Source organism: Streptomyces recifensis, from assembly GCF_002154615.1.
GTDB classification, from domain to species: Bacteria; Actinomycetota; Actinomycetes; order Streptomycetales; family Streptomycetaceae; genus Streptomyces; species Streptomyces griseoluteus.
In genome coordinates, this window is sequence record NZ_MUNH01000137.1 from 1 (window position 1) to 21,519 (window position 21,519).

The following is a 21,519-nucleotide window of genomic DNA, read 5'->3' on the forward strand; positions in this document are numbered from 1 at the left end:
GGCTGCGGCAAGACGACCACCATGATGATGGTGAACCGGCTGATCGAGCCCACCGCGGGCCGAATCGTCGTGGACGGCGAGGACATCGCAGGGGTCGACCCGGTCCGGCTACGCCGCCGGATCGGGTACGTCATCCAGCAGGTCGGCCTCTTCCCCCACCGCACGGTGCTGGACAACACCGCCACCGTGCCGTCCCTGCTCGGCTGGGAGCGGGCCAGGGCGCGGGCGCGCGCCGCCGAGCTGCTGGACCTCGTGGGGCTGGACCCCGGGACGTTCGGCGCCCGCTACCCCGAGCAGCTCTCCGGCGGCCAGCGGCAGCGCGTGGGAGTGGCGCGGGCGCTCGCGGCGGACCCGCCGGTGCTGCTGATGGACGAGCCGTTCGGCGCGGTCGACCCGGTGGTGCGCGAGCAGTTGCAGGACGAGTTCCTCCGCATGCAGCAGGCGGTGCGCAAGACGGTGCTGCTGGTCACGCACGACATTGAGGAGGCGGTCCGCCTCGGCGACCGGATCGCGGTGTACGGCCAGGGCCGCATCGAGCAGTTCGACACCCCCGGCGCGGTACTGGGCGCCCCCGCGACCCCGTACGTAGCCGGGTTCGTCGGCGCCGACCGGGGCCTGAAGCGGCTGTCGGTGACCGCGATCGAGCCGGACGACCTGGAACAGCCCCCGGTGGCCCGCCCGGACGAGCCCGCCGGGTCGGCGGCCCGGCGGCTGCGCGAGGAGGGTGCGCGCTGGGCGGTCGTGCTGGACGCGGACGGCGACCTGCACGGCTGGGTCGGCCTGGAGGAACTGTCGGCGGGCGGCACGGTCGGCGAGCTGGCCCACCGGATGACGGCCTGGGTCCCGGTGGGCGCCCCGCTGAAGCAGGCGTTCGGTGTGATGCTCCAGTACGACGCCGGGTGGGTCGCGGTGCTGGACGGCTCCCGTCTCCTGGGCGTCCTGACCCCGGCCAAGCTGCACGAGGCGCTGCGGCGGTCGGTGGACGCGGACGTGCTGGGGGTGGCGCGGGGCCAGGTGCCGTTCGACTCGGTGTCGGACGCGTAGGTCACTTGGTCAGGCCCTTGTCCTTCAGATACGTGCGGGCCACGTCGGCGGGCAGTCGCCGCCAACTGTCGACCTGCTGGTTCATGTCGGCGAGGTCCTTCGTGGTGAGGACGTCGTTGAGCTTGCCGAGCGCCTTGGCGACCCGCTCGCTGCCGGCGCGGGCGCGGTTGACGACGGGGACGATGTAGTCGGCGTTCTGGAGGTGCTTGTCGTCGGCGAGCAGGACCAGGCCGAAGGAGCCGAGGGTGGCGTCCGTGGTGGTGGTCAGCACCATCTGGTCGCGCCCGGACTGCACGGCCTGCTTGGCCGGGGTGGTGCCGACGCCCTTGGGATCGACGGCGGTGATGTCGATCCCGTACACCTTCCTCAGGCCGGGCGCGCAGTAGGGACGCTCGACGCATTCGTCGCCCGCCGCGAGGCGCACCTTGAGTCCGGAGGCACCGAGGTCGCTGAGGGTCTTGAGGTGGTGGCGGCGGGCGTAGGAGGCGCTGACCGCGAAGGCGTTCTGGTCGACGGCCCGGCCCGGCGGGAGGACGGTGAGCCCGCGCGGGGTGGCCAGGGCGCGCAGGTTCCTCATGGTCTCGGCGAGGTCGGGTGAGCCGGCCGGGGGCGCGTCGGCGCCGTGCGCCTTGGCGTTGAGCCAGTCGGCGAAGGTGGCGGCGTACTCGGGGGCGACGTCGATCTGCCCGGACTCCAGGGCGGGTTCGTACAGCTCCCGGTTGGCGACGGTGATCAGCGAGGTCCGGTATCCGGCCTGGCCGAGGAGCTGGGCGTAGAGCTGGGCGAGCAGGTCGCTCTCGGTGAAGCCGGCCGAGCCGATGACCAGGTGGTGGCTGTCGCCGGGCGGCGCGGTGACGGCGTCCCGGTTCTCCAGCGAGGGCCCGGAGGAGCAGCCGGCCAGGGCCAGGAGGGTGACGGCGGCGAGCACCGCGCGCCCTCTCACCGGCCGCCCCGCGCCCAGGCGGGCCCGAGCCGCTCCACGACCTCGAAGACGCCCTCGACGAGCAGCGCGAACACGGCGACGAGGAGGGCGCCCGCGACGACCTGCGGGGTGCTGGCCAGGTTGAACCCGGCGGTGATGATCCGGCCGAGGCCCCCGCCGCCCGCGAGCGCGGCGATGGTGGCGGTGGCGACGAGCTGGACGGCGGCGATCCGCACCCCGTTGAGGATCATCGGCAGCGCGAGCGGCACCTCGACCCGGACCAGCGTCTGCCGCCCGGTCATCCCCATGCCGCGCGCGGCCTGCACCACGCCCCGGTCGACCTCGCGCATGCCGACGTAGGCGTTGGTGAGCAGTGGCGGCACCGCGAACAGCACCAGGGCGACGACGGTGGGCCCCTCCCCCCACTTCCCGACCGGCGTCAGCAGGAGCAGCACCAGTACGGCGAAGGTGGGCACCGCCCGGCCGACGTTGGAGATGTTGACGGCCAGCGCGCCGCCCTTGCCGAGGTGCCCGAGGACCAGCGCGACGGGCAGCGCGATCAGGCAACTGACGATCAGGCAGACCACGGTCAGCAGCAGGTGTTGCAGCAGCCGGTGCCAGACGCCGTCGTCGCCGGACCAGTGGGCGGGGTCGGCGAGCCAGTCCCAGGTGGAGCCGAGCACGTTCATGTACGGCCCTTCCTCGCCCACGGGGTGAGCAGCCACTGCACGCCCAGCAGGAGCAGGTCGGCGGCGACGGCGATGAGCACGCAGAGCACGGAGGCGGTGAGGACCTGCGCCTTGAAGTAGGTGTTCATGCCCGCGTAGATCAGATTGCCGAGCCCGCCGAAGCCGACGATGGCGCCGATGGTGACCAGGGAGACCGCCGAGACGGTGGCGATGCGCAGCCCGGCCATCGCGGCGGGCAGCGCGAGCGGCAGCTCCACGGTGAGCAGCAGCCGTACGGGCCCGAAGCCGAGCCCGCGCGCGGCCTGCCGGGTCTCCTCGGGGACGGCGCGCAGTCCGGCGAGGATGTTCCGCACGAGCAGCGTGAGCGAGTACAGCACCAGCCCGGCGACGACGAGGGTGGCGGACAGCCCGTACACCGGGAGCAGCAGGGAGAACATCGCCAGGGACGGGATGGTGTAGAGGACGGTGGTGACGGCGAGCACCGGCCCCGCGGCCCATCCCCAGCGGCGGGCGAGCACGGCGAGCGGCAGCGCGATCGCGAGCCCGATCAGCACGGACAGCGCGGTCAGCTCCAGGTGCTGCCCGACCGCGTCGAGGAGGATCTGGCGGCGGCTGCTCAGATAGTCGCCGCAGATCCACTCGTTGCGCGCGAGGCAGTCGTCCGGGGCGGCGGTCACCTGTCCATTGCACCGGCCGGGGCAGCGGGTCGGCGCGTTGTGGTCGCCCGTACGGGGGCGTGAACACCCCTTTTGGTATCACTTCTGGCATCCGAAGCGAGGAGTGTGGCGGCTGTGGAACGAATCGTCGTCGTCGGTGCCGGCCACCTGGGGTCGGTCGTCGCAGGGGGCCTGGTGGATGGGATGCCGCAGGCCGAGGTGGTCGTCGTGGAACCATCCGCGGAACGCCGGGCCTCCCTGGACGGCCGCGCGGAAGCGACGGCGACGTACGAGCCCCGCCCGGACGACCTTCTCGTCCTCGCCATCCCGCCCCAGGCGTTCGACTCCTTCGCCGAGGGCCTGCCGCACGGCGCGTGCGCGCGGGCGACGGTCGTCTCGGTGATGGCGGGCGTACGTCTGGAGACCCTCACCTCCGCACTGGGCACGGACGCGGTCCTCCGCGCCATGCCGAACCTCGCCTCGCGGGTGGGCCAGAGCATGACGGTCCTCTGCCCGGGCGACCAGGTCCCCGCCGACGAAGTGGACCGGGCCAAGGGCGCGCTGTCGGTGATCGGCAAGGTCCTGGTGGTGCGGGACGAGTCCCTCCTCGACGCGGCGACCGCGCTCGCGGGCAGCGGCCCCGCCCTGGTGGCGTACCTCGCCCAGTCCTTCACGGACTTCGCCCGCGCGGCGGGTTTCGACGCCGACGGCGCCCTGCTGCTGACGAGCCAGGTGCTGCGGGGGACGGCGGACCTCCTGTCGGAACCGGGTGTGACCCCGGAGTCCCTGTACCAACAGGCCGGCACCCCGAACGGCACGACCACGGAGGGCATCGCCACGCTGCGGGAGCATCGGGTGGGCGAATCGGTGCGGACGGCGCTGGAGGCTACGACGGAGCGGGCGCGGGAGCTGGCGGGGTGAGGGAGAAGTCGGTGGGACGGGGGCGGACCGGGCGGCCTGCGGTCGACAGAGGCCGGCCGGGTGAAGGACTCCGCCCCCGACGCGCCGGCAAGGCCGAGAAGGGACGCGGTGAGGGACTCGGTCCCGCCGCCGGGTGGGCGGAGCGCTAGGTTGGCCGTATGAGCAACCTTGACCTCGCGCCGGAGCCGAGCGCATGCGGTGGCCGTGGCTTTGTCGTCGCCGAGCCGGTCCGTGAGCTGCTGAGCCCTCGTACGGTGAAGCTCGGGGAGTCCACCGAGGTCCGCCGGCTGCTGCCGAACCTGGGGCGGCGGATGATCGGCGCGTGGGCGTTCGTGGACCACTACGGCCCGGACGACATCGCGGACGAGCCCGGCATGCAGGTGCCCCCGCACCCGCACATCGGCCTCCAGACGGTGAGCTGGCTGCACGAGGGCGAGGTGCTGCACCGGGACTCCACGGGCAGTCTCCAGACGATCCGCCCGCGCGAACTGGGCCTGATGACGGCGGGCCGGGCGATCAGCCACTCCGAGGAGAGCCCGAAGCCGCACGCGCGCTATCTGCACGGAGCCCAGTTGTGGGTGGCCCTTCCGGATGAACACCGCCACACCGACCCGCACTTCGAGTACCACGCGCAGCTGCCCACGGTGACGGCCCCCGGCCTGACGGCCACGGTGATCCTGGGCACCTTGGACGGCACGACGTCCCCCGGCACGACGTACACCCCTCTGGTCGGCGCCGACCTGACCCTCGCCGAGGGCACCCGAGCCCACCTCCCCCTCGACCCCGACTTCGAGTACGGCGTCCTCTCGATGTCCGGCTCCGTCCATGTGGACGGCGTTCCCGTCACCCCGGGCTCCATGCTCTACCTCGGCTGCGGCCGCACGTCCCTCCCCCTCCACGCGGACTCCGACGCCTCGGTCATGCTGCTGGGCGGGGAGCCGTTCGCGGAGGAGCTGATCATGTGGTGGAACTTCGTCGGGCGTACGCAGGACGATATCAGTCGGGCTCGGGAGGACTGGATGGAGGGTTCGCGATTTGGGGAAGTGAAGGGGTACGACGGGAGCCGGCTTCCCGCGCCCCAACTGCCGTCCGTGCCACTGAAGGCACGGGGTCGAGCACGCTGAACTGGTCCTTTTCGGCCCGATACACCCACGGCCAGGCAACGTGAATCCAAACCTGCACGATTTCGCTTCGCCGCACAAGCAAACGGTTCTCCAGCCACCCGTTCCGGTCGCTTTCGAGGTGCAGGTTTCACCAGGCTTAGTCACCTGTGCTCGGACTGATGCTGACCCTATGCTGACTTTACTGACGGGTAGTCAGAGGTTTGTGGAGGTGTCGCTCGCGCTTCCCGCACCTCTCTCACCACGTCGTTGTCGAACACACGACGCGAACCGCCAGCAGCGCAGCAGGTGCTCGGCGGGCGCGAAACGCCGCCTTCTGGGGAACGATGCTGACCTCGAAGCCCGTTGTGGACTTCCGACAAGCGCAGTGCGACACACCTCCGAGAGCCCGACGCCGATCTCGTCGGACAGTCTGTTGGACGCGGATATCGCTGAGGTTGATGGAAGATCAGGTCGGAACCGCGGTCTCGGTGAGCTTGAACTACCCCTCCCGACGCTTCGTGACCTTCACCTCCGATGTACCGCAAGATAGGGCTCTCACATCCTCGCGGGGGAGAACCAGTTGGGCGGCTCTGGATGGCAGGACTGGACGATCGCGGGCGTGGATCCGCATCAACTGCCGACTGACTGGGGTTGGAAGGTCACACGCCCTTCGGGTCGGGGTTTCGAGGATGACCCGGTCGACTACGCAGCCGCTCTGCGCCACCGCCGTACCGTCCTCATCGAGGAAACTCCTGGCGTACCGTTGCGCCGCCGCAAGCAGCCGTGGCATCGCGCGGCACCACACGCGTCAAGTGCCGCCCACCTACCGTTCACGAGTGAAATCCCCTTCGGCCTGTGGATCATGTCCCTCGTTCCCAATGACGACGAGGAGCCCTCAGGGCGGACCTGGAGCCAGCGAATATGGTTCCGCGTGCCGGCTTGGTGGGCGCTGGGACCCCAGGGGCGGAAAGCAGCAGCCCTGATCGCCAGACTGGAGAAACTGACCTGGGACGAAATCCTCACCCTGCGCCGCTCTTACGACAAGGCGTGGCCGACGGATCGCGAAGACCCCGCCTGGTACGAGGCGCGAGACCTCGCTCGGACGACCGACCGCGCTGTGTTGAAGAACGCCCTCATTCACCATACCGAGGCAGCACTGGGCCGAGCAGCCCGCTCCCAAGGCAAGCGCATAGGGAACTTCTCAGACGAGCAGAAGAGTGTGTGCTTCGCGGCCGCAGCCTTAGCCATCGAAGACCTCTCCCCCAGCCTCGCCCACCGCCTCTTGGGCCCTCTCCGCCTCACTCTCGGCGACGTCAAGGCCTATGAGGTCCCTTCATGGGCGGACAGTCTGTGACGCCTGGACGATAGCTCAACGCCTTTGAATTTGGCGTCACCGTCGCATGAGAATCCAGCTACCCGGCTCAACAGAGAGCCCGCCGGGCTTCCTACGGCATCCGGCGGGCTTCTCGTGGGTCAGCGCCACTCAGTAGAGATAGACAAGGACCTCAACTTTGAACGGTACACAGCCAACGGACTTCGCAGTGCGCGAATCCCGCAGCATGCGTGTCAGGTTGCTCACCCTGGAGTCCGCCATCGCAGGCCTGGGCACCGGAATCTTCGTCGGCACGGCAGGCGCTCAGCCCTTCTACCAGGCCAGCGTCGCGGGAGCCAGCGGCGCTTTGGCCTTCTTCGGCGCAGGAATGTTGGTGCTCACCTACACGAGGGAGTGAAGCCGGCCGAGACCCCGCGCCGCGACAGGCCGGGCCCTTGGGTAAGCAGAAGGAACGGGGAGGGTCGATTCCGGCGGTGCGGGAGTTCCCGCGCGGTGAAGTGACTCGGGTCCCGAGAGCGCTCTGCGCCGCAAAACGGAAAGGGCCCCGGATCGATGCCCTTGGAGCCCTTTCCTCTCGGCCTGCCGTGACGGGTGAGAAGACGATCACAAGCAGGACGTTTGTATGCGCAGCTTCGTCAGTGCTGCGGCAGCAGCATGGCGTCGCCGCGCTCCTTGGCGGCGACGTACCGCCTGGCGACGTCCTGCCAGTTGACGACCTGCCACATGGCCTCGATGAAGTCCACCTTCTGGTTCTTGTACTGCAGGTAGAAGGCGTGCTCCCAGGCGTCGAAGACCAGCACCGGGACGGAGCCCTGGCCGACGTTGCCCTGGTGGTCATAGATCTGCTCGACGATCAGGCGTCCGCTGAGCGGCTCGTAGGCCATGACGCCCCAGCCTGAGCCCTGGGTGGTGCCCGCCGCCTTGGTGAGTTGGGCCTTGAAGCCCTCGAAGGTGCCGAAGGACTCGATGATCGCGTCGGCGAGGTCGCCCAGGCCGTCCTGCGCCAGGGGCTCGCCACCGCCCTCGTGTGGGGCGGTCATGTTCTGCCAGTAGATGCTGTGCAGGACGTGACCGGAGAGGTTGAAGGCGAGGTTCTTCTCCAGACCGTTGGTGCAGCCCCAGGAGTCCGTGTCCCGCGCCTCGGCGAGCTGCTCCACCGCGGTGTTCGCGCCCTTGACGTAGGCCGCGTGGTGCTTGTCGTGGTGCAGCTCGATGATCTCGGGGCTGATCACCGGAGCCAGTGCCGAGTAGTCGTACGGCAGTTCCGGAAGCGTGTAAAGCGCCATTACGAACGTCCTCCGACGTTATTGCCAGTGGTATGCAAATGCACGCTAACAGCAACAACCGGACAGAACGTCAAAAGCGGACGGCAGCCCCCGCACGTGTCGTGGAGGAGCCGCCGCCCGCCGCGCCCGCCCGCGTGAAGGGTGAGAAGACGATCACGAGGCGGGACGATCAGAGGTGCCCTCGGTCAGGGCGCGAGGAGCAGGCTGTCGCCACGCTCCTTGGCGGCGGCGTAGCGCTTGGCCACGTCCTGCCAGTTGACGACCTGCCACATGGCCTCGATGAAGTCGACCTTCTGGTTCTTGTACTGGAGGTAGAAGGCGTGCTCCCAGGCGTCGAAGACCAGGATCGGGGTGGAGCCCTGGCCGACGTTCCCCTGGTGGTCGTAGATCTGCTCGACTATGAGGCGGCCACTGAGCGGCTCGTAGGCGAGGACACCCCAGCCGGAGCCCTGCGTCGTGGCGGACGCCTTCGTGAGCTGGGCCTTGAAGTTCTGGAACGAGCCGAAGGACTCGGCGATGGCGTCCGCGAGTTCACCGACACCGTCCTTGTCGAGAGGCTCGCCGCCGCCCTGGCCCGTCATGTTGTGCCAGTAGATGGAGTGGAGGATATGGCCCGACAAGTGGAAGGCCAGGTTCTTCTCCAAGCCGTTGATCGAGCCCCAGGACTCCTTGTCCCGCGCCTCCGCGAGCTGCTCCAGGGTGTCGTTCGCGCCCTTGACGTATGCGGCGTGGTGCTTGTCGTGGTGCAGCTCGATGATCTCGGGGCTGATCACCGGGGCGAGCGCGGAATAGTCGTACGGGAGCTCCGGGAGCGTGTACACCGCCATGGCCAACGTCCTCCGACATAATTGCGAGTGATGTGCAGTTGCACGCTATCAGCGACAAGGTGCCCTGCTGATTCGGCATCAGTCCTAGGTCGTTGGGCTGATCACCTCGGTCACCGACGGGCGCCCTCCGAAAGGCAGCAGCGTGAGCAAGGCCCGGCACTCACGGCACGACGGCATGGCGGCGGAACCGGAATCCCGCCGTTTGCTGCGCCGCAGCGATCTCCGCTGCACCCCCGGCCGCCTAGGGGTGCTGGACTTGCTCCTCGGTTCGGGGCGCCACCTCACTCCCCTGGAAGTCTGCGAGGAGTTGTCCCGCTCCGGTGACTCCATCCACCCCACGACCGCCTATCGAACCCTGGAGGCGCTCACCGCCGCCGGCCTGACGCACGCGGTGCACGGACCCGGGCCGACTCGCTACGGCATCACCGGCGACCCGCACCACCACAGCGTGTGCCGTCGGTGCGGGCAGGTGGAGGGGCTCACCAGCCGCCACCTGACGGAGGCGGCCGAGTTGACCGGCCTGCTGCCGGACGCGTCGGGGTCACTCCTTGTCTACGGGTACTGCGCCAGGTGCGGCGGCTGACGACACCCCGTGCTACTCGCTCCGTTCCGCGGGCGTGACCGGTGCCGCCAGACCCGCGGTCCACTTCTCTTCGATCCGGCCCACCTTCCACACGACCAGCGCGATCGCCCAGGTGGCGAAGAACAGGCCGACGATGACGTAGCCGATGATGTTCAGGTCCAGCCCGGCCACCCAGTCCCAGAACAGGCCGTGCATTCCGGCCTTCTCGGCCACCAGGCCGAGGAGTTCGACGGTGCCGATGATCAGCGCGACGGCCACGGACAGGCCGGTGATGGTGAGGTTGTAGTAGACCTTGCGCACCGGCTTGGAGAACGCCCAGCCGTAGGCGAAGTTCATGAACGAGCCGTCGATCGTGTCGAGCAGGGACATCCCGGCCGCGAACAGGATCGGCAGACACAGGATCGCGTACCAGGGCAGTCCGGAGGCGGCGCCGGAGCCGGCCAGGACGAGCAGCGCGATCTCGGTCGCGGTGTCGAAGCCGAGGCCGAAGAGGAGGCCGAGGGGGTACATCTGCCACGGCTTGGTGATCGACTTCATGACGCGGCCGAGCAGCCGGTTCATGAAGCCCCGGTTGTTCAGCTGTTCCTCCAGGGCCGCCTCGTCGAAGCGGCCCGTGCGCATCTCTCGGAACACCTTCCAGATCCCGGCCATGATCACCAGATTGATGGCCGCGATGACGTAGAGGAACGTGCCGGAGACGGTCGTGCCGATCCAGCCGGTGACGTGGTGCAGCGCGGAGTCGTCGTTCTCCACTGGCCCCGCCAGCGACTTCACGCCGAGGGAGAGCAGGAAGGCGAGGGCGAAGACGATCGTGGAGTGACCGAGGGAGAACCAGAACCCGACCGACATCGGCCGCTGCCCCTCGTTCATCAGCTTCCGCGTCGTGTTGTCGATGGCGGCGATGTGGTCGGCGTCGAAGGCGTGCCGCATCCCGAGCGTGTAGGCGGTGACGCCGATCCCGATGCCGAAGGTCTTCGCGCCGAGGCTGTAGTGCTCGGGGGCGACGATCGCGACCAGGAGGAACCATCCGATCACGTGCAGCGCGAGGATGAAGGCGGCCATGCCGCCCACCCGCGCCCACTCCCGGCGGGTCATGGAGGTGCGTATGCGGTGCCACGAGATGCCCCGGCCGGCGGACGTACGGGCGGAGGCGGACTCGGGAGCGGTGGTCATGGAGGCGGGGGCCTTCTACTCGGTGGCGAGCGGCCGTTTTCAGCCGCGCCTCCCAGGTTTCTGCACATCAGGTGCAGCTACAACCTGAGCGCAGCAAAGCCCCGACCCGCTTTCGGTCAACAGCCCCGGTTCACATCCGGGGCGATCTTATTGCACACTACTTGCAATAGCTTAGATTGTGCAGAAAGGGACGGGCGTGGACTCTCCGATCGTGCTCGGGATCGAGTCGTCGTGCGACGAGACCGGTGCGGGACTCGTCCGTGACGGGCGGCTGCTGGGGCATGCGGTGGCGTCGAGCATGGACGAGCACGCCCGCTACGGCGGGGTGGTACCGGAGATCGCCTCCCGCGCCCACCTGCACTCGCTGCGGGCCGTGGTCCGACGGGCGCTGGACGACGGCGGCCTGGAACTCGGCGACATCGGCGCCGTCGCGGTCACCACGGGGCCGGGACTGTCCGGCGCACTCCAGGTCGGACTGGCCGGAGCGAAGGGCATCGCGTACGCGCTGGGGGTGCCGCTGTACGGGGTGCACCACCTCGCCGGTCACGTCGCCGCCGACACCCTGGAGCACGGGCCGCTGCCCGACCCCTGCATGGTGCTGATCGTCTCCGGCGGCCACACCTCGCTGCTCCTGGTGCGCGACCTGGCCCGCGATCCGATCCTCCACCTGGGCGACACCCTCGACGACGCCGCCGGCGAGTGCTTCGACAAGGTCGCCCGCGTCTTCGGACTGCCCTACCCCGGTGGCCCGGCCGTCGACCGGGCGGCCCGCGACGGAGATCCGCGCGCCGTCTCCTTCCCCCGCCCGCTGCCCGGCTCGTACGACTTCTCCTTCTCCGGACTGAAGACCGCGGCCGCGCGCTGGGCGGAGAGCCATGCGGACCGGGACCTGCCCGTGGCCGACGGTGCCGCTTCCCTCCAGGAGGCCATCGCGGACGTGCTGACCCGCAAGGCGGTGGCCGCCTGCGCCGAGCATGGTGTGAACACACTTGTCGTGGTGGGGGGCGTCGCGGCGAATTCACGGGTGCGTTCCCTCGCCGAGGAGCGGTGCCGGGCGGCGGGGATCGAGCTGCGGGTACCGCCGCTGCGGCTGTGCACGGACAACGGCGCGATGATCGCCGCGGTGGGCGACCTGCTCGTCCGGGCAGGGGCGCGGCCCGCACCGCTCGACGTGTCGATCGACCCGTCGGCACCACTGGAGTACGCGGCGCTGCATCCCGGCGACGTCCTGGCGGGGGCCGTGCGATGAGCATCAGGGTGTGCTCGGGAGCCGAACTCCTCGACCTGGTCGAGACCGTGCGGTCGGCCTACCTGGACGCCTTCGCCGCCCCGCCCTGGGACGAGGGCGAGCCAGAGGCCGACGCCTTCGCCGCGCGGCTCGTCACGAACGCCGGCCGCCCGGGGTTCACCGCCGCGCTCGCCATCGAGGGCGAGAGCGTGCTCGGCTTCGCTACGGCCTGGACCACCCCCGTGCCGTTCCCCACCGACCGCTCCTACGGGCAGGCATCGGCAGCGCTGGGAGCCGAGCGCACCCACGCCTGGCTGTGCGGCGCGCTGGAGATCGACGAACTGGCCCTGCGCCCGTCCGCCCAGGGCACCGGTCTGGGCAGCCGCCTTCTCGACGCCGTCACGCGGGACTGCCCGGAGGGCCGGGCCTGGCTGCTGACCTCGCAGCGGTCCGCGCGCGCCATGTCGTTCTACCGCCACCTGGGCTGGTACCAGGCCACCCACCCCTGCGCCGACGGTGACGGCCTGGTCGTCTTCCTCGGCCCCCGTCATCCCGCCCGGCATCTGACCGTCCAGCCCCTGTAGTGACCCGGAGTCTGTCTTGCGCACCGCCGAGATCCGCCGCCGCTACCTCGACTTCTTCGCCGAGCGCGGCCACACCGTCGTGCCCAGCGCCCCGCTGCCGACCCCGGACCCGACGTTGCTGTTCGTCAACGCGGGCATGGTGCCGTTCAAGCCGTATCTGACCGGTGAGGCGCAGGCGCCCTGGGCGCGGGCGACGAGTGTGCAGAAATGCGTGCGCACGCTGGACATCGAGGAGGTCGGCCGCACCACCCGGCACGGCTCCTTCTTCCAGATGAACGGCAACTTCTCCTTCGGCGACTACTTCAAGCAGGAGGCCATCGCCTTCGCCTGGGAGTTGTCCACCACGCCGGTCGCGGAGGGCGGCTACGGGCTGGACCCGGATCGCATCTGGGTCACCGTGCACTACACCGATGACGAGTCCCGCGCTCTGTGGCGCCGCATCGCCGGGCTGCCCGACGACCGGATCGTGGCGCGCGGCGACGAGGACAACTTCTGGTCCATGGGCGTACCCGGCCCGTGCGGCCCCTGCTCCGAGCTGTACTACGACCGGGGACCCGCCTTCGGCCCCGAGGGCGGGCCGGCGGTGGACGAGGACCGGTACACGGAGTTCTGGAACCTCGTCTTCATGCAGTACGAGCGCGGCGAGGGCACCGGCAAGTCCGGCTACCCGGTCCTCGGGGAACTCCCCCGCCGCAACATCGACACCGGCATGGGCCTGGAGCGCATGGCCACCCTGCTCCAGGGCGTCGACAACCTGTACGAGACCGACGAGACCCGGCCGATCCTGGACCGCGCCGCGCAGCTCGCCCAGGTCACCTACGGCGCCGAGGCGACGGCGGACGTCCGGCTGCGCGTGGTCGCCGACCACGTCCGCACCGGCCTGATGCTGCTCGCGGACGGCACGACCCCGGGCAACGAGGGCCGGGGCTACGTGCTGCGCCGCATCCTGCGTCGCGCGGTCCGCGCCATGCGTCAACTGGGTTGTGCGGAACCGGTACTGGTCGACCTGCTGGCGGCGGCCCGCGACTGCATGGCGCCCAGCTACCCGGAGGTGGCCGAGACGTACGAGCGGATCGCCGATCAGGCGGCGGGCGAGGAGGAGGCTTTCCGGGCCACGCTGCACCAGGGCACCGCCGTACTGGACACCGCAGTGGCCAAGACCAGGGCGGCGGGCGGACGGCTGCCCGGCGCCCAGGCGTTCCTGCTACACGACACCTATGGCTTCCCCATCGACCTCACCCTGGAGATGGCCGCCGAGCAGGGTGTCGAGGTCGACCGGGACGGCTTCACCGCGCTGATGCGCGAGCAGCGGGAGCGGGCCCGCGCCGATGCCCGCGCCCGCAAGTCCGGCGGTACGACGGACACCACAGCCCTGCGGGCCGTCCTCGACCAGCACGGCCTGACCGACTGGCGGGCCTGGGACACCCTGACCACCGACTCCCGCGTGCTCGCCTTGCTCGGTCCCTCCGGGCCGGTGCCGGTCGCGCGCGAGGGCGAGATCGTCAGCGTGGTGCTCGACCGCACGCCCTTCTACGCCGAGTCGGGCGGTCAGGCCGCGGACGCGGGTCTGCTGTCCGGGACGTCGGTGGAGGCCGAAGTCCTAGACGTACAGTGGCCGTTGCCCGGTCTGGTGGTCCATAAGGTACGGGTGACCGCGGGGGACCTCACGGCCGGGGACGCGGTGCACGCGGCCGTCGATCCCGAGTGGCGGCTCGGCGCCCGCCAGGCTCACTCCGGCACCCACGTCCTGCACGCGGCCCTGCGCCAGGTCCTCGGCCCGACCGCCCTGCAGTCCGGCTCGTACAACCGTCCCGGCCACCTCCGGCTCGACTTTCCCTGGCGGGGCGCGCTGTCCTCCGCGACGCGCGGCGAGATCGAAGAGGCCGCGAATCAGGCGCTGCGCCGGGACCTCCCCGTTGACGTGCGCTGGATGACCCTGCCGGAGGCGAAGGAACTCGGCGCACTGGCCCTGTTCGACGAGACCTACGGCGACAAGGTGCGCGTGGTCGAGATCGGCGGCGAATGGTCGCGCGAGCTGTGCGGTGGCACGCACGTCCAGCACGCCTCCCAGATCGGTGTCCTCGCGCTGACCTCGGAGTCCTCGGTGGGTTCCGGGATGCGGCGGCTGGAGGGCGCTGTGGGACTGGAGGGCGTCGGCTACCTCGCCCGCGAGCGCGACCTCGCGGCCCGTGTGGCCGAGCAGCTCCAGGCCCCGCGCGCCGAACTCCCCGACCGCGTGGCGGGTCTGCTGGACCGGCTCAAGGCGGCCGACCGGGAGAACCAGCGGCTGCGTCAGCAGGCCACCATCGCGCAGGCAGCCGCCTTGGCCGCGAGGGCCGAGGACACCGGCACGGCACTGGTAGTCAGCACGACCGCGGCCGACGGGCCGGAAGGTGCCAGGGCGCTGGCAGGCGCCATCCGCGACGCCCTGCCCTCCGACCGCCCCGGCGTGGTGGCCGTCGGCGCGGAGTCCGGCGACAAGGCACTCGTCGTCACCGCCGTGAACAAAGCGGCCCGCGCGGCGGGACACGACGCCGCCGTACTCGTACGACGCCTGCTGAACGGCAAGGGAGGCGGCTCCCCTGAACTGGCCCAAGGCGGCGGCCTGCCCGCCGAGGAGCTGCCGCAGACATTGAACTCGGTGAGGCCGATCATCATGCTGGGCCAGTGAGCGACTCTGACTGCCGCACTCGGCACTCGCGTACATGCCCTATGGGTAACTCCCCGACTCCACCCGGCTCGGTGGCCTCCTGGAACGCGGTGGGCTGTGCCACGGACGCGTACGAGGCGGCCCGTTTCTGCACCCTGACCCGTGCGCGCGGCTTCCGGACCTCGGACGGCCACAGTCGGCTGGAGCTGAGTACCTCAGTCCCGAGCTGATCGACGCCGGGCCCGCGCCCGGCCGCAGAACGTCCTGGACACGCACCACGTGATGTTCGCCGTCGACGACATCGGGGGGCATCATTGCCCGCCTGCGCCCGCGCGACCCCGAACTGGTCGGCGAGGTCGCGCGGTTCGAGGACAACTATCTGCGCCGCGCTCCCACTGCTCGAGGCGCACCGGAGGGGGACGACACCGGTTCCCTACGGGACGACCTCGTCACGCTCGACCGGATACGGCACAAAGGTGCTGCTGTTCTGGTCGATGACCAGCGCGCGTCCCAGCGGGGGCACCGCACGCTGTGGGCAGTCGAGGCGTTCACAGGCGCGGCAGCCCATGCCGATGGGGGTGGCGGCGGAGGCGTTGGTGAGGTCGAGGCCGTCGGAGTAGACGAGCCGGTGGGCGTGCCGGATCTCGCAGCCGAGGCCGATCGCGTAGGTCTTGCCGGGTTCGCCCCAGCCGCCGCGATGCCGGGTGACAGCGCGCGCGGTCCACAAGTACCTTTGCCCATCCGGCATTTCGGCGATCTGGACGTGAATGCGGCCGGGGGTGGCGAACGCTTCGTAGACGTTCCACAGCGGGCAGGTGCCGCCGGCGCGGGAGAAGTGGAAGCCGGTGGCGGACTGGCGTTTGGACAGGTTGCCGGCCCGGTCGACCCGTACGAAGGAGAAGGGAACCCCACGCAGCCGTGGGCGCTGCAGGGTACTCAGCCGGTGGCAGACCGTCTCGTGGCCGAGGCCGAAATGGTCGATGAGGCGTTCGATGTCGTAGCGGGCATCCTCGGCGGCTGTGTGAAAGGCGGTGTAGGGCAGGATCAGGGCAGCGGCGAAGTAGTTGGCGATGCCGATGCGGGCCAGTGCCTGGGTGGATGTGCCGGGCGGGAAGTCTTCTGTGGCGAGACGGTCGAGGTCCTCGCCGTGCTCCAGCAGGGCTAGTTGGGTCGCCATACGGAAGGCGCGCTGACCGGGCCGTAGCCGTGAGGACAGATGCAGGGTGCGGCTCCTGGCGTCGTAGCGATGCAGCCGGGCGCCAGGATCAGCGGCCAGATGGATGCCATGAGCCTTCGCGAGTCTCGCAGTGAGGGCCCCGACCACTTCCCCCGGCCGGACACCGATCTCATCGGACAGACGTTCGGCGGCGACATCGGTTTCGTGCAGATAGTTCTGGCGGCGGTAGAAGAAGTCGCGGATCTCCTCGTGGGGTGAGGAGATGGCGGCCCGATCCCGGTCTCTGCCGTCCGCCGCGCCGGCCAGGCGCTCGGAGAGCTGCTGGTTGCGGCGGCCGAGGTCGAGCAGGACTTTGGCGACGCCCGGCAGGCGGCCGGCCAGGTCACTGAGGTCGACCGCCGAGATCTGCGACTCGGCGATTTCTCCAGCGAGCGCCTCGCGAAGGTCAGCCAGCAGGCGAGTGGTGTCCCGCTCGGAGAAGAACCCCGGATCGACGCCGAACGCCTCGGTCAGCCGCAGCAGCACCGGGACGGTGAGCGGGCGGGAGTCGTGCTCCATCTGGTTCAGATAGCTCGGGGAGATGCCCAGGACGCGGGCCAGATCCGCCTGGCTCATCCGCCGTTCCTCCCGCAGTCGGCGCAGTCGCGCCCCCGCGTACGTCCTGCCCATCGTCCCGCCCCTCCGCATCAAGATCCGGCTTGGATCAGCGTACGGGAACAGCCCGCTCCAGGACTCTTCGCAAGCTTGGCAAAAGTCGGCTGGAAGATTCGCAGAAGTTGGCAACGATCCACGGTTGATGGCACTCAGTGCCAGTGCAAGAGTCTTAGTGCGGCCCGCCGGAACCGATCGTCACAGCCCGGAACCGGGGCACGATTCCTGCCCTGACGTCGGAGATCCCGGCAGCGGCACCGACGCGTACCAGCAGCATCGCTCAGCTCCACTCCTGGTGAGGGCGGGCCGCGACTCCAGCCATACGACATCCAGTGCCACCTCTGTTCATCCGGACGGCGGGATTGGCAGCCCACACAGATCGAGGAGCGGTGACAGTCATGGCAGAGGCGAGGACACAAGCGGCTCAGGAACTCGCGCGGCGCTGGGCCACCGACCCCCGGTGGCAGGGCATCGAGCGCACCTTCAGCGCCGAGGACGTGGTCCGGCTCTCCGGAAGTGTGCGGGAGGAGCACACGCTGGCCCGGCGCGGCGCCGAGCGGCTGTGGCGGCAGCTACACGAGCTGGACTACGTCCACGCGCTCGGCGCGCTGACCGGTGGCCAGGCCGTGCAGCAGGTGAAGGCGGGGCTCCAGGCGATCTACCTGTCCGGCTGGCAGGTGGCCGCCGACGCCAACCAGGCCGGGCACACCTACCCGGACCAGAGCCTTTACCCGGCCAACTCCGTTCCCCAGGTGGTGCGTCGGATCAACAACGCCCTGCTGCGCGCCGACCAGATCGCCACCGCCGAGGACGCCGGCGACACCACGGACTGGCTGGCGCCGGTCGTGGCCGACGCGGAGGCCGGGTTCGGCGGGCCGCTGAACGCGTTCGAGCTGACCAAGGCGATGATCGCGGCCGGCGCGGCGGGCATCCACTACGAGGACCAGCTCGCCTCGGAGAAGAAGTGCGGCCACCTCGGCGGCAAGGTGCTGGTCCCCACCTCCCAGCACATCCGCACCCTGAACGCGGCCCGCCTCGCGGCCGACATCGCGGACGTGCCGACCGTAATCGTGGCCCGTACCGACGCCCTCGCCGCCAACCTGCTGACCAGCGACGTCAACGAGCGCGACGCCGAGTTCGTCACCGGCGAGCGCACGGCGGAAGGCTTCTACCGGGTGCGCAACGGTATGGCGCCCGTCATCGCGCGGGGTCTGGCCTACGCTCCGTACGCCGACCTGATCTGGGTGGAGACCGGCACCCCGGACCTGGCGCAGGCCCGCGAGTTCGCCGAGGCGATCCACGCCGAGTACCCGGACCAGATGCTCGCCTACAACTGCTCTCCCTCCTTCAACTGGAAGGCCGCCCTGGACGACGACCAGATCGCCAAGTTCCAGCGCGAACTCGGCGCGATGGGCTACAAGTTCCAGTTCATCACGCTCGCCGGGTTCCACTCGCTCAACCACGGCATGTTCGACCTGGCCCGCGGCTACGCCGACCACGGCATGACCGCCTACGTCGACCTCCAGGAAAAGGAGTTCGCCGCCCAGGAGCAGGGCTTCACCGCCGTCAAGCACCAACGCGAGGTCGGCACCGGGTACTTCGACCTGGTCTCCACCGCCGTCAACCCCACCTCCTCCACCACGGCACTGGCCGGATCCACGGAGGAAGAGCAGTTCCACTAGGCCACTGAGCCGGACGCTTCGCGCTCCGGCCGACTCCGGCCAGCGGAGGGGGCGAAACCGTCTCCGTCCCCTCCGCTCCCACATCTCAGGAGAGCCCGATGACCACCACCGCACTCACCCATAAGGTCCGTGTCCTCGCCGCGCCCGGTCACCGGCACGACGAGATCCTCACCCCCGCCGCCCTGGACTTCGTCGGCCGCCTCGTCGGGGCGTTCGCGTCGCGTCGGCTGGAACTGATGAAGGAACGCCGCCGACAGATCCTGCGTCTGGCGTCGGGCTCGCCTCTCGACTTCCCGATGGTCACCGCCGCGGTGCGGGCTGACGACGATTGGCGTGTGGCGCCGCCCGCGCCAGGTCTGACCGACCGCCGGGTGGAGATCACCGGGCCGCCGGACCGACGGATGGCCGTCAACGCTCTCAACTCCGGTGCCAAGGTGTGGATGGCGGACTTCGAGGACGCAACCGCGCCACTGTGGGACAACATCGTCGGTGGGCAGCTCAACCTCTTGGACGCCATTGAGCGCCGGATCGACTTCACCACCCCAGAGGGTAAGGAGTACCGACTGGGTGAGCAGGTCGCCACGATCATGGTCCGCCCGCGCGGCTGGCACCTCGACGAGGAGAACCTGGAGTGCGACGGCCGCCCTGTGCCGGCCGCGCTCGTCGACTTCGGCCTGTACTTCTTCCACTGCGCCCAGCGACAGATCGACGCCGGACACGGCCCGTACTTCTACCTGCCCAAGCTGGAGAACCGCTACGAGGCGCGGCTGTGGAACGACGTGTTTCTCCTCGCCCAGGACCTGCTGGGCATCCCGCGCGGCACCGTTCGGGCCACCGTGCTCATCGAGACGATAACGGCCGCGTTCGAGATGGAGGAGATCCTCTACGAGCTGCGCGAGCACAGTGCCGGGCTGAACGCTGGCCGCTGGGACTACCTGTTCAGCCTGATCAAGACCTTCGGCCACCGCACCGACTTCCTCCTCCCGGACCGCGCGAAGGTCACCATGACCGCCCCATTCATGCGCGCGTACACCGAACTCCTCGTGCGTACCTGCCACAAGCGCGGCGCACACGCCATCGGCGGGATGGCCGCCCAGGTCCCGGGCAAGGACCCGGCCGCGAACGAGGCCGCGTTCGCCAAGGTCAGGCTGGACAAGGAGCGGGAGGCAGAGGACGGCTTCGACGGTTCCTGGGTCGCCCATCCGGCGCTCGTCCCCGTCTGCCGCGACGTGTTCGACGGTGTCCTCGGCGGGCGTCCGCACCAGCTCGACCGTGTCCGCGACGATGTCGAGGTCACCCCGGCCGACCTCCTGTCCGTCCGCCGCATCAGCGGTCCGCCCACCCCGGACGGAGTGCGCACCAACATCTCCGTCACGCTGCGGTACTACGCCGCCTGGCTGCGCGGCCAGGGCGCCGTCGCCATCGACGGCCTGATGGAGGACGCGGCGACCGCCGAGATCGCCCGTGTACAGATCTGGCAGTGGCTGCGCCACCAGGTCATCGACCGCGAGACCGTGGAGCAGATCCTCGACGAGGAGTCTGTCGCGCTTGGCGCCGAGTACCCCTGGGCACCCGTCGCCGACATCCGCGCCCTCTTCGAACGCACTGCGCTGACCGGCGAGTTGCCGCTCTTCTTCACACCGGACGCCTACACCCGCCACCTTGTGCGTCGGCCGGAGGTGCAGGCGTGAGCGGGGGCATCACGCGCGTCGGCGTGGTCGGCGGCGGGCAGATGGGGGCTGGAATCGCCGAGGTGTGTGCACGGGCCGGGCTGGAGACCGTGGTCTGCGAGGTGGACGCGGTCGCTGCCCGCGCCGCACAGAACCGGATCGTCGACTCCCTGGACCGTGCCGTACAACGAGGCAAGCTGAGCCGTGAGGCTGCCGACGATGCTCAGGCCCGGCTCGTCTTCACCGGCGACCTGGACGCCCTGGCCGACCGGCAGCTCGTCGTCGAGGCAGTCATCGAGAACCCGGAAGCCAAGACCGAGGTCTTCGCCGCCCTGGACAAGATCGTCGAAGATCCTGCCGCCATCCTGGCCACCAACACCTCCTCTCTGCCGATCATGCGGCTGGGCATGGCGACATCCCGCGCGGACCGGGTCGTGGGCCTGCATTTCTTCAACCCCGTCCCCGTCCTGCCGCTGGTCGAGGTGGTCACCTCGCTGCACACGACTGCCGAGACGACGGCTCTGGTGGAGGACTTCGCTACCCGCACGCTCGGCAAGACGGTCATCCGTTCCCAGGACCGGGCGGGCTTCGTCGTCAACGCCCTGCTCGTCCCGTACCTGCTCTCCGCCGTCCGGATGGCGGAGTCCGGGTTCGCCGCGGCCGCCGCCATCGACGCGGGCATGGAACTGGGCTGCGCCCACCCGATGGGACCATTGAAGCTGGCCGATCTGATCGGCCTGGACACCGTGGCCTCCATCGCGGAATCGCTCTATGACGAGTTCCGTGAACCCCTCTACGCGCCGCCGCCGCTGCTCATGCGGATGGTGGAGGCGGGGCTGCTCGGCCGGAAGACAGGCCGGGGGTTCCACATTTACGACCAGGGCTGAGGGCCTGGTACGACGCGGGCTGAGGGGCCCGCACCGCCGCAGGCGTGAGGGTCCCCCGCGGCGCGACAGGGAAAGGGGCGGGAAGCGTGTGCGGCGCCTCCCGCCCCTCGCCGTGCCACCCGCCGCATGCCCTGACCCCGCCTTCCGGATGCTGGACGGCGCTCTTCCCTTCACGGCGCCAACCCGTAGGCTGACCACAGCAGCTGGTTCGCCCTGTCCGCCAGGCGGGGTGTCGTAAGAGGGAACCCGGTGGGAATCCGGGACTGCCCCGCAGCGGTGAGCGGGAACGACCGCCGTCATACGCACTGGGTCCGAGGTACTGGGCCTGGGAAGCGACGGCCAGTAGGTGTCCTCCATGGGGGGACGTGCCCGCGAGTCCGAAGACCTGCCAACTGCCCGCGTACGGACCATTCCGTGCGCGGAGATTCCGGTGACCTCGAGGGCGGGTCGGCG

Annotated in this window: 19 protein-coding genes and 1 riboswitch; of the genes, 12 read left to right on the forward strand and 7 right to left on the reverse strand. The window is 70.0% G+C overall.

Annotation, left to right across the window (positions count from 1 at the left end):
• On the forward strand, positions 1-1,044 hold a 1,044-nt coding region (locus CCN33_RS08895), incomplete at its 5' end, for an ATP-binding cassette domain-containing protein (protein WP_107483915.1).
• Between the two features lies 1 nt (position 1,045).
• On the opposite strand, the gene CCN33_RS08900 is transcribed toward CCN33_RS08895, so the two are convergent.
• From CCN33_RS08900 to CCN33_RS08910, 3 genes are read right to left on the reverse strand one after another with little or no spacing between them, the layout of a single operon-like run.
• Positions 1,046-1,987: an ABC transporter substrate-binding protein gene (locus CCN33_RS08900; protein WP_244173731.1), complete on the reverse strand. Its 942-nt coding sequence runs from the start codon at positions 1,985-1,987 to the stop codon at positions 1,046-1,048.
• Positions 1,984-2,655 carry an ABC transporter permease gene (locus CCN33_RS08905; RefSeq protein ID WP_086692946.1) on the reverse strand — a complete coding sequence of 224 codons (672 nt, stop codon included), beginning with the start codon at positions 2,653-2,655 and terminating at the stop codon, positions 1,984-1,986. The genes CCN33_RS08900 and CCN33_RS08905 overlap by 4 nt, the downstream gene beginning before the upstream one ends.
• Positions 2,652-3,332 carry an ABC transporter permease gene (locus CCN33_RS08910; RefSeq protein ID WP_086692948.1) on the reverse strand — a complete coding sequence of 227 codons (681 nt, stop codon included), beginning with the start codon at positions 3,330-3,332 and terminating at the stop codon, positions 2,652-2,654. The genes CCN33_RS08905 and CCN33_RS08910 overlap by 4 nt, the downstream gene beginning before the upstream one ends.
• Positions 3,333-3,446: 114 nt before the next feature.
• Here CCN33_RS08910 and CCN33_RS08915 point away from each other — a divergent pair, with 114 nt between their 5' ends.
• From CCN33_RS08915 to CCN33_RS08930, 4 genes are all read left to right on the forward strand, one after another.
• The gene (locus tag CCN33_RS08915) at positions 3,447-4,232 is read left to right on the forward strand and encodes a pyrroline-5-carboxylate reductase family protein (protein WP_167387808.1); all 786 of its coding nucleotides are present in this window, start codon (positions 3,447-3,449) and stop codon (positions 4,230-4,232) included.
• A 158-nt stretch (positions 4,233-4,390) separates the two neighbouring features.
• Positions 4,391-5,356, forward strand: a complete 966-nt coding sequence (locus CCN33_RS08920; protein WP_086692953.1) for a pirin family protein — start codon at positions 4,391-4,393, stop codon at positions 5,354-5,356.
• Positions 5,357-5,954: 598 nt separating this feature from the next.
• On the forward strand, positions 5,955-6,689 hold the full coding sequence (locus CCN33_RS08925) for a hypothetical protein (protein WP_086692999.1): 735 nt from the start codon (positions 5,955-5,957) through the stop codon (positions 6,687-6,689).
• Between the two features lie 187 nt (positions 6,690-6,876).
• A complete protein-coding gene (locus CCN33_RS08930; RefSeq protein ID WP_086692955.1) occupies positions 6,877-7,065 on the forward strand; it encodes a hypothetical protein in 189 nt (62 codons plus the stop codon).
• A 238-nt stretch (positions 7,066-7,303) separates the two neighbouring features.
• On the opposite strand, the gene CCN33_RS08935 is transcribed toward CCN33_RS08930, so the two are convergent.
• Together CCN33_RS08935 and CCN33_RS08940 are read right to left on the reverse strand one after the other, a co-directional pair.
• Positions 7,304-7,954, reverse strand: coding sequence for a superoxide dismutase (locus CCN33_RS08935; RefSeq protein ID WP_086692957.1), 651 nt, complete (start codon positions 7,952-7,954; stop codon positions 7,304-7,306).
• Between the two features lie 185 nt (positions 7,955-8,139).
• Complete coding sequence (locus CCN33_RS08940) at positions 8,140-8,781, reverse strand: superoxide dismutase (protein ID WP_086692959.1); 642 nt, start codon at positions 8,779-8,781, stop codon at positions 8,140-8,142.
• Between the two features lie 142 nt (positions 8,782-8,923).
• On the opposite strand from CCN33_RS08940, the gene CCN33_RS08945 reads away from it, so the two are divergent.
• Entirely contained in the window at positions 8,924-9,364 is a 441-nt protein-coding gene (locus tag CCN33_RS08945; RefSeq protein WP_244173732.1) for a Fur family transcriptional regulator, read from the forward strand.
• 12 nt (positions 9,365-9,376) lie between these two features.
• On the opposite strand, the gene nicT is transcribed toward CCN33_RS08945, so the two are convergent.
• Positions 9,377-10,537, reverse strand: coding sequence for a Nickel transporter NicT (gene nicT, locus CCN33_RS08950; protein ID WP_086692963.1), 1,161 nt, complete (start codon positions 10,535-10,537; stop codon positions 9,377-9,379).
• A 196-nt stretch (positions 10,538-10,733) separates the two neighbouring features.
• Here nicT and tsaD point away from each other — a divergent pair, with 196 nt between their 5' ends.
• From tsaD to alaS, 3 genes are read left to right on the forward strand one after another with little or no spacing between them, the layout of a single operon-like run.
• Positions 10,734-11,786, forward strand: coding sequence for a tRNA (adenosine(37)-N6)-threonylcarbamoyltransferase complex transferase subunit TsaD (tsaD, locus tag CCN33_RS08955; protein ID WP_086692965.1), 1,053 nt, complete (start codon positions 10,734-10,736; stop codon positions 11,784-11,786).
• The gene (locus tag CCN33_RS08960; protein ID WP_086692967.1) at positions 11,783-12,349 is read left to right on the forward strand and encodes a GNAT family N-acetyltransferase; all 567 of its coding nucleotides are present in this window, start codon (positions 11,783-11,785) and stop codon (positions 12,347-12,349) included. The genes tsaD and CCN33_RS08960 overlap by 4 nt, the downstream gene beginning before the upstream one ends.
• Positions 12,350-12,365: 16 nt before the next feature.
• Positions 12,366-15,020 (forward strand): alanine--tRNA ligase, encoded by a 2,655-nt coding sequence (gene alaS, locus CCN33_RS08965; protein ID WP_086692969.1) that lies wholly within the window; start codon positions 12,366-12,368, stop codon positions 15,018-15,020.
• A 412-nt stretch (positions 15,021-15,432) separates the two neighbouring features.
• Here the strand turns inward: alaS and CCN33_RS08970 are convergent, their stop codons facing one another.
• The gene (locus tag CCN33_RS08970) at positions 15,433-16,845 is read right to left on the reverse strand and encodes a short-chain fatty acyl-CoA regulator family protein (protein ID WP_086692971.1); all 1,413 of its coding nucleotides are present in this window, start codon (positions 16,843-16,845) and stop codon (positions 15,433-15,435) included.
• A 380-nt stretch (positions 16,846-17,225) separates the two neighbouring features.
• Here CCN33_RS08970 and aceA point away from each other — a divergent pair, with 380 nt between their 5' ends.
• The 3 genes from aceA (at position 17,226) to CCN33_RS08985 (ending at position 21,066) form a co-directional block, all read left to right on the forward strand.
• Positions 17,226-18,509 (forward strand): isocitrate lyase, encoded by a 1,284-nt coding sequence (gene aceA / locus CCN33_RS08975; protein WP_086692973.1) that lies wholly within the window; start codon positions 17,226-17,228, stop codon positions 18,507-18,509.
• Positions 18,510-18,607: 98 nt separating this feature from the next.
• Positions 18,608-20,200 carry a malate synthase A gene (aceB, locus tag CCN33_RS08980; protein ID WP_086692975.1) on the forward strand — a complete coding sequence of 531 codons (1,593 nt, stop codon included), beginning with the start codon at positions 18,608-18,610 and terminating at the stop codon, positions 20,198-20,200.
• Positions 20,197-21,066, forward strand: coding sequence for a 3-hydroxybutyryl-CoA dehydrogenase (locus CCN33_RS08985; protein WP_086692977.1), 870 nt, complete (start codon positions 20,197-20,199; stop codon positions 21,064-21,066). The genes aceB and CCN33_RS08985 overlap by 4 nt, the downstream gene beginning before the upstream one ends.
• Positions 21,067-21,253: 187 nt before the next feature.
• Positions 21,254-21,473, forward strand: a riboswitch (cobalamin riboswitch).
• Positions 21,474-21,519 lie beyond the last annotated feature (46 nt).

Bases quoted from the DNA above. Each gene is read 5' to 3' on its own strand.
- CCN33_RS08935 (WP_086692957.1), bottom strand. From the start codon at position 7,954: ATGGCGCTTTACACGCTTCCGGAACTGCCGTACGACTACTCGGCACTG.
- CCN33_RS08970 (WP_086692971.1), bottom strand. From the start codon at position 16,845: ATGGGCAGGACGTACGCGGGGGCGCGACTGCGCCGACTGCGGGAGGAA.
- nicT (WP_086692963.1), bottom strand. From the start codon at position 10,537: ATGACCACCGCTCCCGAGTCCGCCTCCGCCCGTACGTCCGCCGGCCGG.
- aceA (WP_086692973.1), top strand. From the start codon at position 17,226: ATGGCAGAGGCGAGGACACAAGCGGCTCAGGAACTCGCGCGGCGCTGG.
- CCN33_RS08905 (WP_086692946.1), bottom strand. From the start codon at position 2,655: ATGAACGTGCTCGGCTCCACCTGGGACTGGCTCGCCGACCCCGCCCAC.
- CCN33_RS08960 (WP_086692967.1), top strand. From the start codon at position 11,783: ATGAGCATCAGGGTGTGCTCGGGAGCCGAACTCCTCGACCTGGTCGAG.
- aceB (WP_086692975.1), top strand. From the start codon at position 18,608: ATGACCACCACCGCACTCACCCATAAGGTCCGTGTCCTCGCCGCGCCC.
- CCN33_RS08920 (WP_086692953.1), top strand. From the start codon at position 4,391: ATGAGCAACCTTGACCTCGCGCCGGAGCCGAGCGCATGCGGTGGCCGT.
- CCN33_RS08940 (WP_086692959.1), bottom strand. From the start codon at position 8,781: ATGGCGGTGTACACGCTCCCGGAGCTCCCGTACGACTATTCCGCGCTC.